The sequence below is a fragment of the Stenotrophomonas sp. RIT-551 genome, from assembly GCF_026241915.1.
In the GTDB taxonomy this organism is placed as follows: domain Bacteria; phylum Pseudomonadota; class Gammaproteobacteria; order Xanthomonadales; family Xanthomonadaceae; genus Stenotrophomonas; species Stenotrophomonas bentonitica_A.
In genome coordinates this window covers 82,916-89,824 of sequence record NZ_JAPJIU010000014.1, presented here as the reverse complement: position 1 = coordinate 89,824, position 6,909 = coordinate 82,916, and the positions used below count along the sequence as shown (strand labels likewise).

At 63.7% G+C, this 6,909-nt stretch carries 8 protein-coding genes; 2 read left to right on the top strand and 6 right to left on the bottom strand.

Translation table 11 applies throughout. The annotated features are described in order from the left end of the window. Positions 1 to 20 precede the first annotated feature (20 nt). Positions 21 to 440, top strand: a complete 420-nt coding sequence (locus ORK51_RS15205; RefSeq protein WP_266085572.1) for a hypothetical protein — start codon at positions 21 to 23, stop codon at positions 438 to 440. Between the two features lie 144 nt (positions 441 to 584). Here ORK51_RS15205 and ORK51_RS15200 read toward each other — a convergent pair whose 3' ends face one another. Beyond that, positions 585 to 1,136 carry an REP-associated tyrosine transposase gene (locus ORK51_RS15200; RefSeq protein WP_266085564.1) on the bottom strand — a complete coding sequence of 184 codons (552 nt, stop codon included), beginning with the start codon at positions 1,134 to 1,136 and terminating at the stop codon, positions 585 to 587. A 128-nt stretch (positions 1,137 to 1,264) separates the two neighbouring features. On the opposite strand from ORK51_RS15200, the gene ORK51_RS15195 reads away from it, so the two are divergent. Beyond that, positions 1,265 to 2,107 carry a class I SAM-dependent methyltransferase gene (locus ORK51_RS15195; protein WP_266085561.1) on the top strand — a complete coding sequence of 281 codons (843 nt, stop codon included), beginning with the start codon at positions 1,265 to 1,267 and terminating at the stop codon, positions 2,105 to 2,107. Positions 2,108 to 2,119: 12 nt separating this feature from the next. On the opposite strand, the gene ORK51_RS15190 is transcribed toward ORK51_RS15195, so the two are convergent. The 5 genes from ORK51_RS15190 to ORK51_RS15170 form a co-directional block, all read right to left on the bottom strand. Further along, positions 2,120 to 2,296 (bottom strand): hypothetical protein, encoded by a 177-nt coding sequence (locus tag ORK51_RS15190; protein WP_019185714.1) that lies wholly within the window; start codon positions 2,294 to 2,296, stop codon positions 2,120 to 2,122. Positions 2,297 to 2,410: 114 nt separating this feature from the next. After that, on the bottom strand, positions 2,411 to 3,223 hold the full coding sequence (locus ORK51_RS15185; protein WP_266085558.1) for an alpha/beta fold hydrolase: 813 nt from the start codon (positions 3,221 to 3,223) through the stop codon (positions 2,411 to 2,413). Between the two features lie 504 nt (positions 3,224 to 3,727). After that, complete coding sequence (locus ORK51_RS15180; RefSeq protein WP_266085556.1) at positions 3,728 to 4,060, bottom strand: hypothetical protein; 333 nt, start codon at positions 4,058 to 4,060, stop codon at positions 3,728 to 3,730. Between the two features lie 170 nt (positions 4,061 to 4,230). Then, on the bottom strand, positions 4,231 to 5,370 hold the full coding sequence (locus tag ORK51_RS15175; RefSeq protein ID WP_266085554.1) for a YncE family protein: 1,140 nt from the start codon (positions 5,368 to 5,370) through the stop codon (positions 4,231 to 4,233). Between the two features lie 285 nt (positions 5,371 to 5,655). Beyond that, on the bottom strand, positions 5,656 to 6,672 hold the full coding sequence (locus ORK51_RS15170; RefSeq protein WP_266085552.1) for a hypothetical protein: 1,017 nt from the start codon (positions 6,670 to 6,672) through the stop codon (positions 5,656 to 5,658). Positions 6,673 to 6,909 lie beyond the last annotated feature (237 nt).

Genomic DNA, 6,909 nt, shown 5'->3' with positions numbered 1-6,909 from the left:
CCCGCCGCCAAGGATCTGCCATGCGTGTACTGCCCAGCCTGCTCTTCCTGTCGCCGCTGCTGTTGGCCGGCTGCGGCAAGGACAACAGCGCCGGCGTGTTCTCCTCCGATCCGATGCTCGGCTGCTATGCCACCCACGCGCGCAAGCCCGCCGAATTCCGCATCGAGCAGCAGAGCGGCCAGTACTACGTGTCCTTCAACCGCGATGAGCAATGGCAGCGCGATGCCACGCCGCTGCAGGAATCCAGCCGCGCTGAGATCGCCCAGTTCTTCCGCGACGATGCCGACCAGATCAACAAAGCGCTGGTCCGCCCCGGTGGCGGCTTCGGCATCTTCAAATTCAACCCGGGCGCCACGCTCAAGGGCAAGGCCAAGGACAGCGACTACATGGCGCTGGTGCTGATCGGCGCCGGCCCGGTCTTTGCGGTGAAGTGCCCCTGATGGGCAAGGTTTCCGGATCCCGCCCACCGGGCCACTGATACGGGCGGCAACCGCCCGCACCGGTGGCCCGGTCCGCGACACCCATCCCCAACATCCCCGCCCGCGGTCGTACACAGGCGGGAACCCCATCCCCATCTCCAACCCTCAGCCTGGCTCCTCCGGCTCCCGGCGACCGCGGTGGATCGAGCTGTAGGGCCATTGCGTGGCATCCCTCACGTGCCCGTGCTTGACCGGGTTGTGGTGCACATAGGCCACGTGCCGCTGCAGGTCCTCGGCGTCAACGATCCGGTGCTCGCGGAAGCCGTTGTGCCATAGCGGCCGCAGGCTGCGGTCCCGCCGCAGCTGCAGCCGCGGATCAACCATCGGCAACTGCCGGTCGAAGATCGCCTGGACCTGCGCCCAACGGCGATGACCCTCCTCGTCGCCCTCCGGCAATGTCCACACCCCATGCAGATGGTCCGGCAGCACCACGATGGCGTTGATACGGAACGGCCGCGCCTGCTGCGCCACCCGGAACGCCAGCCGCAGGGTCTGCGTCTGTTCCACCAGCAGGCTGCTGCTGCGATCGCGCAGGTGCGCGCTGAAGAAGTAGGCGGTGCCGGTAGGCCAGAGGAGGTGGTCGTAGGACATGGCCAAAGTATCCAAAGCTGCCGGCCGCACCGCGATCAGCGCACTCCCCGTGCGCACCTCGGACACCAGCGCATGCGCGGGTCGGACTCCCGGTCATGAACCGGTCGCATGAGGGCCGGCCAGGGGCATCTCAGGTACGATGCCCACCCCTGACTGACATACCGCCTGGCGCACGCGCCGCGGCCCTGGATCCCGTGCCCCATTACACCGGCCCCCTGCTGACCCGCCCGCTCGCCGAGAGCCTGACCCGCGCCCGCGATGCCGGCACCAGGGAATGGACCGGCTCGCTCGACCTCGGCCGCTCCACCGGCACTGCCACACTGGCCGCCGACCGCTGGCAGTGGAAGGGCGAGACCTACGCCTATCCCGGCAAGACCAAGGACCGCACCCTGTACTACTGGGACGGCGAGGAATTCCTGGCGATCTCGCGCTTCGGCTCGGCGCTGATCAAGCTGGTGCCGACCGACTGGGACGCACCGACCTTCGAGATCGACGGCATCAAGATGCTGCCCAGCGCGCAGGTTTCCCCATTCGAGGATGCCCGCCGAAAGGTCGCGCTGATCGCGCCGGCCGGCAAGACGGTGCTGGATACCTGCGGCGGCCTGGGCTACTTCGCGGCGTGCTGCCTGGAAGGCGGCGTCACGCGTATCCGCTCGTTCGAGAAGAACCCGGATGTGCTGTGGCTGCGCACGCTCAACCCGTGGTCGCCGGATCCGGACGCGGAGAGCAGCGGCGGCCGGCTGGCGCTGAGCCAGGGTGACGTGTCGCAGGAGATCGAAGGGCTGGAGACCGCCTCGGTCGATGCGATTCTGCACGATCCGCCGCGCTTCGGCATCGCCGGCGAGCTGTACTCACAGGTGTTCTACGACCAGCTGGCGCGTGTCATCCGCAAGGGCGGCCGGATGTTCCATTACACCGGAGCGCCGAACAAATTGACCAGTGGCCGCGATGTGCCGCGCGAGGTCGCCAAGCGTCTTGAAAAGGCAGGCTTCAAGGCTGAGCTGGCGATGGATGGGGTGCTGGCGGTCAAGCGCTGAGCAAGGGGTTGGTCAACTGCCGCGTGGCAGTTTGGCCGCCCACATGTTGTCGACAAGATTGGGGTAGCGCCGCCCGTTTTCCTCGGCGCGCTGACGTGCCGCATCCTTCTGCGCCTCGGAGAGCGGCTGCGACTTCTTCTTCCCGTTGGGACTGGGCTTCTTCCAGGGCGGTGTCTGGGACTGGCGCATGGGCGGTCTCGTGTGGGCTGGCGCTACAGCTTTGGTGCGCGGGGACAGCGTACAAGAACGCCCGACACGTGAGCTCAACGTGCCGGGCGCATGCTGCGGAAAACTGCCTGCGACTTACTTCTTCAGGAAGTCCAGCAGCGCCTTGTTGAAGGCATCGGCGTGGCTGGCATTGCAGCCGTGCGGCGCGTCCTTAAGGACCACCACTTCACTGCCCGCGATGGCCGCATGGGTGCGCTTGCCAGAACCCTCGAACGGAACCGTGCCGTCGCTGTCACCGTGCAGCACCAGGGTCGGCGCCGTGACCTTCTTGAGGTCGCCGCGGAAATCGGTCGTGCCGAAGGCCTTCATGCAACCCAGCGCCGCAGTCTGATCGGACTGCTGGCAAAGCTTGATCGCGGCTTGGCGCTCCTCCTCGCTGACCTTGAGCTCGCCATTGGCGCTGAAGAAATCCTTGGTGAAGCCATCGAAGAACGTGTCGCGGTCCTTCTCCAGGCCCTCGCGCATTTCATCGGCCTTTTCCTGGGTCAGTGGGCCGTCGGGGTTATCGCTGGTCTTGAGCATGTACGGCGGCACCGCCGAGGCGAACACCACGCTGTGCAGGCGCGATTCGCCATGATTGGCGACATAGCGCGCCACTTCACCACCGCCCATCGAGAAGCCGACCAGGGTGGCGTCCTTCAGCTCGAGATCCTCGAGAACACCGGCCAGATCGTTGGCGAGTGTGTCGTACTCGTAGCCGTCGGCCGGCTTGTCCGATCGCCCAAAACCACGGCGGTCATACGCCACCACGCGGTAGCCCGCATCGCGCAGCGCGGGGATCTGGGCCTTCCATGATTCGGCCGACAGCGGCCAGCCATGGATCAGCACCACCGGACGGCCGGTACCACCGGAATCTTCAACGTGCAGGCGAACGCGGGAAGCAGCCATGGGAACTCCTTGGAGCGATGGGGAAGGAAGGTTCGATCCTAGGGAGAGGGGGTTGGGTGAGCCGTGAAAGAAATCGGCAGGGCGCTGACGTGGCGTGCACAGGGCTGACTGGTACCGGCCGGGGCATTCAGCGGTGACAGGGAGGAATCGGGCCACGATCTCAGGATCTGCGACACCTCAGGACGATAGTTGCGATGGGGCATCGTCGAGGGTGGGAGCCGGTACATGGATTGTCGTGAGATCACGCAGGAGGCTGATACCGGCACGCCAGCCGGGCTGCCCGGCCTTGCCGAGGGCGCCTGCTGCGGGCTGGCTGTCACCCTGCTGCTGCATGGCCTGGGTGGGCACCCTGCATCCCGAGCGGCGCTGAGCGCTGCACTGCGGCAGACCCCGTTGACCGAGCGTTGTGCGAGCTGCGCCAGCTATGTGTTGCTTCGTGGCCGTGCGGTTCCGTAGACAGGGCGTCGCACAGCGAGGCGTCTCAGAAAGTGCTCATGCCACGATTCATTGACGTTGGTCGTCAAATCCAATCTGACGACGCACCGTCGACGCAATGTGCAGGTCCGCCGGAAAATCCGAGTACCCCACGACCTCCAAGCCGGTAATCCGGCCGTTGAGGCCAAAGACAAGCACGCCCACCTCTTCCCCGCTGGATGTCTCGCCGATTGCGTCGGCAACCACCTCGGCGATCTCTCCCGCTCCTAGGAGCCTGAAGTCCACGGATGCGCAACCGCAGCCACAACGGCTGACTACGTTGAGGGATTCCAGATTTTCCAATGAAGGGAGCTGTATGCCTTCCACCGGCGCGGACTGCACAGCGCACCTGACCACGTCCATCTCGTGCGTCGAGATACGTCTAACTGCCATCCTTGATCTGTTCATGCGTACGAATACCGCGGGCGGTGCGCCAGTCTCGCATCGTGGCCTACGCGGGAACAGTCCATCCAATGCAACGCATACGAAACCGGCCGCCCCAGGCGGCCGGTCTTTATCCCAGCGGCAGTGCGTTACAGCGCAATGCGGGCAACAGACTCTTCGCTGCCCTTCGGCTCGCTGTCACCATTCTTGACGGTCACGTACAGCACGTTCTTTTTGGCATCCAGCGCCAGGCTGTTCGGGTGCGTCGGCACCGCGTACGTCGCCACCTGCTTGTAGGTGTCGCTGTTGTATGCGGTCACCGTGCCGCCATCGCGGTTGGTCACGTACAGGCGCTTGCGAGGTGCATCCAGCAGGATGCCCAGCGGGCCGGCATCGGTCGGGATGCTGGCCAGTTCCTTGCCGGTGGTACGGTCCAGCACCAGCACGCGCTGGCCCGGATGCTTCGATTCGAAGCCCGAGCTGCTGGCCTGGTACTTGCGGATCATCTCCGAGCCCTGGTCGGTCACGAACAGGCGCTTGCCGGCCGGATCCAGCGCGATGTTCATCGGCTGCTCCGCACTGACCTTGAAGCGCTGCTCGACCTTGCCGCTGTCGGTGCCGACGGTGACGAGCTCGGCCAGCAGGTTGGAGGTGTAGACGCGCTTGGCCTTGGCATCCAGCGCCAGGCCCGGTGCCTTGGCGTTGCCCAAGCCCGGAATGGTGTTGATGACCTTCAGCGACTGCGTATCCACCACGAACAGCACGCTGCCCTCGCCCGAATGACCGGTGACGTACAGACGGTTGTTGGCGCCATCGACGACCAGCTCGCGCAGATCGTGGGTGTAGGCGGCCTTGCCATCCTTGCCGACCTTCTTTTCCATCAGTTGCACGATGCCAACGGAGGTGTTGTTGGCGGTGTCGACCACGGTGACCGAGGTATCGACGGTGTTGCCGACGTAGAGGCGGTTGTTGGCGTCATCCAGCACCACACCGAAGGCCTTGCGCTCCAGCGGGATGGCGGTTTCGACGGCCAGAGTTTCCGGGTTCAGGCGCAGGACCTGGGACGGACCGGCGGCATCGCCGAAGCCGCCCGAGGAGGCGACGAACACGGCGTTCTGCTTGGGGCTGAAGGCCAGCTCATAAAGGCCCTGGGCGACGGATTTACGCTGAACGGCGGTGGTGCTGGCGGATGCGGTGGCCTGCTCAGCGGCGAACGCGGACGGGGCGCAAAGGCTCAGGGAGATGGCGAAGGCCAGAGCGGCCGAGCGGATTACGGAATTGCGGTACATGCGAGCTTCCTTGAAGGGGCACGGGAGGGTGTCCTGGCTCGCTGGGCCGTACGCGTGACGGCCGGCCCCGCGTTTGTCTGCGCTGGGTGGGCTGGCTGGGTTTGCGGGGGGAATGGTAGCAGGATAGGCTTGGGGGTATGACCTGCACCGTGTCATGCAGTATGTACAGGCACGCGATACAACTGCGAACCTGTACATGAAAAGTCACTACATCGAACTGATGCTGCTTGCAGGCGCAGAGGAGCTGGAGACCTACCCGCCGGCCTGGGTCAACGTTACTCGTTCCTACTCAGCTGGCAAATCTGCGGGCAACTGGACCTTGTCCTTGCCCACCCTGTAGCGGATCAAATCTATCCCCAATGCGGACAGTGCCTCCGGAAGCCCTTGGAACAACGGACCGTCTGCAGGCAAAACAAGCACGCGTCTGCAGTCATGATGGCCATGCACCATCAATTGCCCGATTCCGGCATACACGCAGCTACGATCCGTAGAGGTCTTCACCTCGTAAACTTCCTCAAGAGCTTGGTCCTCAATCACGCCAAGGTCGATGAGCACGTTCTTGACGATGCGCTGCCCACCGATCAGCCCCTGCTCGTCGCGCCATGCTTTGAGCGCATCGACTACTTCACCGTGACGGGAAACGTAATCAATGACGCTGGCACGATGACCTGTGACATGGCCATGGGGCTCTTTGTAGTAATCACGGAACTTCTGCAGCTTGGCCTGGAACTCCGGCTCGTCGATGGCGCCATTTCGTACAGCTTCTTTGAAGGCCGCTACCTTTTCGACGTAGCTCAGCACAACCTTGCTGGTACTTGGATCCTCAATAGGACCAACCAGAACGCCTTCGCGATGCTTTCCTTCAGCATCGAGCACCGTTTCCAGCTTCAAATCACTCCAAGCCAGGAACGCCTCTTTTCCAACCCCAGCCCTGCCCCCACCAATGCGGGCGGAATGGAATAGATAGATGGTCCCAGTATCCGAGTGCCTGGCGAAGAATCCGCCGATCCGATCGTTTCGACCCGCGGGTACAGTGTTGATCTCAACGGTGATGTTGACCCCGTCGTTTTCGGACCAGAGCCCGAACCAATGAAGGTGGCGGACGGCGGAAGAATCGTCCCTGCTGGTCTTTCCCGTCCAAAACCAGTACTCACCGAACGTGCTCAATGTCTCGCCTGGCCGACTGCCTCCAGGGTAGCCAATGGTGCGCCGTGCGCTGCCAGTGGCCTGCTTCTTCAGCGTTGCTTCCAGAACTTTCCTCGCAGCGGCGATATCCCTGCGCGCCTCCAGCATGATGAACATCAACTCTCCCTGTTGGTTGAACTGCGATCAGATATGACGGCACTACATGTCGTGAATGCCAGACTCAATGATTATATCAGCGCCCATGCGACCCGGCCGGGCATTGCGGCACTGGAACGGAAACAATTTTCTTCAAACTTTCTCTAAAGTTCCAGTGCGGGCCGCCGTTACAGCTCGAGCCCCTATGGTGTGGGGAGGCGCACTACCCAAGGAGGGGCAATACGACGCAGCAAAGCA

Excerpts from the sequence above, each read along its gene's own strand:
- ORK51_RS15205 (WP_266085572.1), top strand. The coding sequence starts at position 21 with ATGCGTGTACTGCCCAGCCTGCTCTTCCTGTCGCCGCTGCTGTTGGCC.
- ORK51_RS15190 (WP_019185714.1), bottom strand. The coding sequence starts at position 2,296 with ATGCGCCAGTCCCAGACACCGCCCTGGAAGAAGCCCAGTCCCAACGGG.
- ORK51_RS15185 (WP_266085558.1), bottom strand. The coding sequence starts at position 3,223 with ATGGCTGCTTCCCGCGTTCGCCTGCACGTTGAAGATTCCGGTGGTACC.
- ORK51_RS15180 (WP_266085556.1), bottom strand. The coding sequence starts at position 4,060 with ATGGACGTGGTCAGGTGCGCTGTGCAGTCCGCGCCGGTGGAAGGCATA.
- ORK51_RS15175 (WP_266085554.1), bottom strand. The coding sequence starts at position 5,370 with ATGTACCGCAATTCCGTAATCCGCTCGGCCGCTCTGGCCTTCGCCATC.
- ORK51_RS15170 (WP_266085552.1), bottom strand. The coding sequence starts at position 6,672 with ATGTTCATCATGCTGGAGGCGCGCAGGGATATCGCCGCTGCGAGGAAA.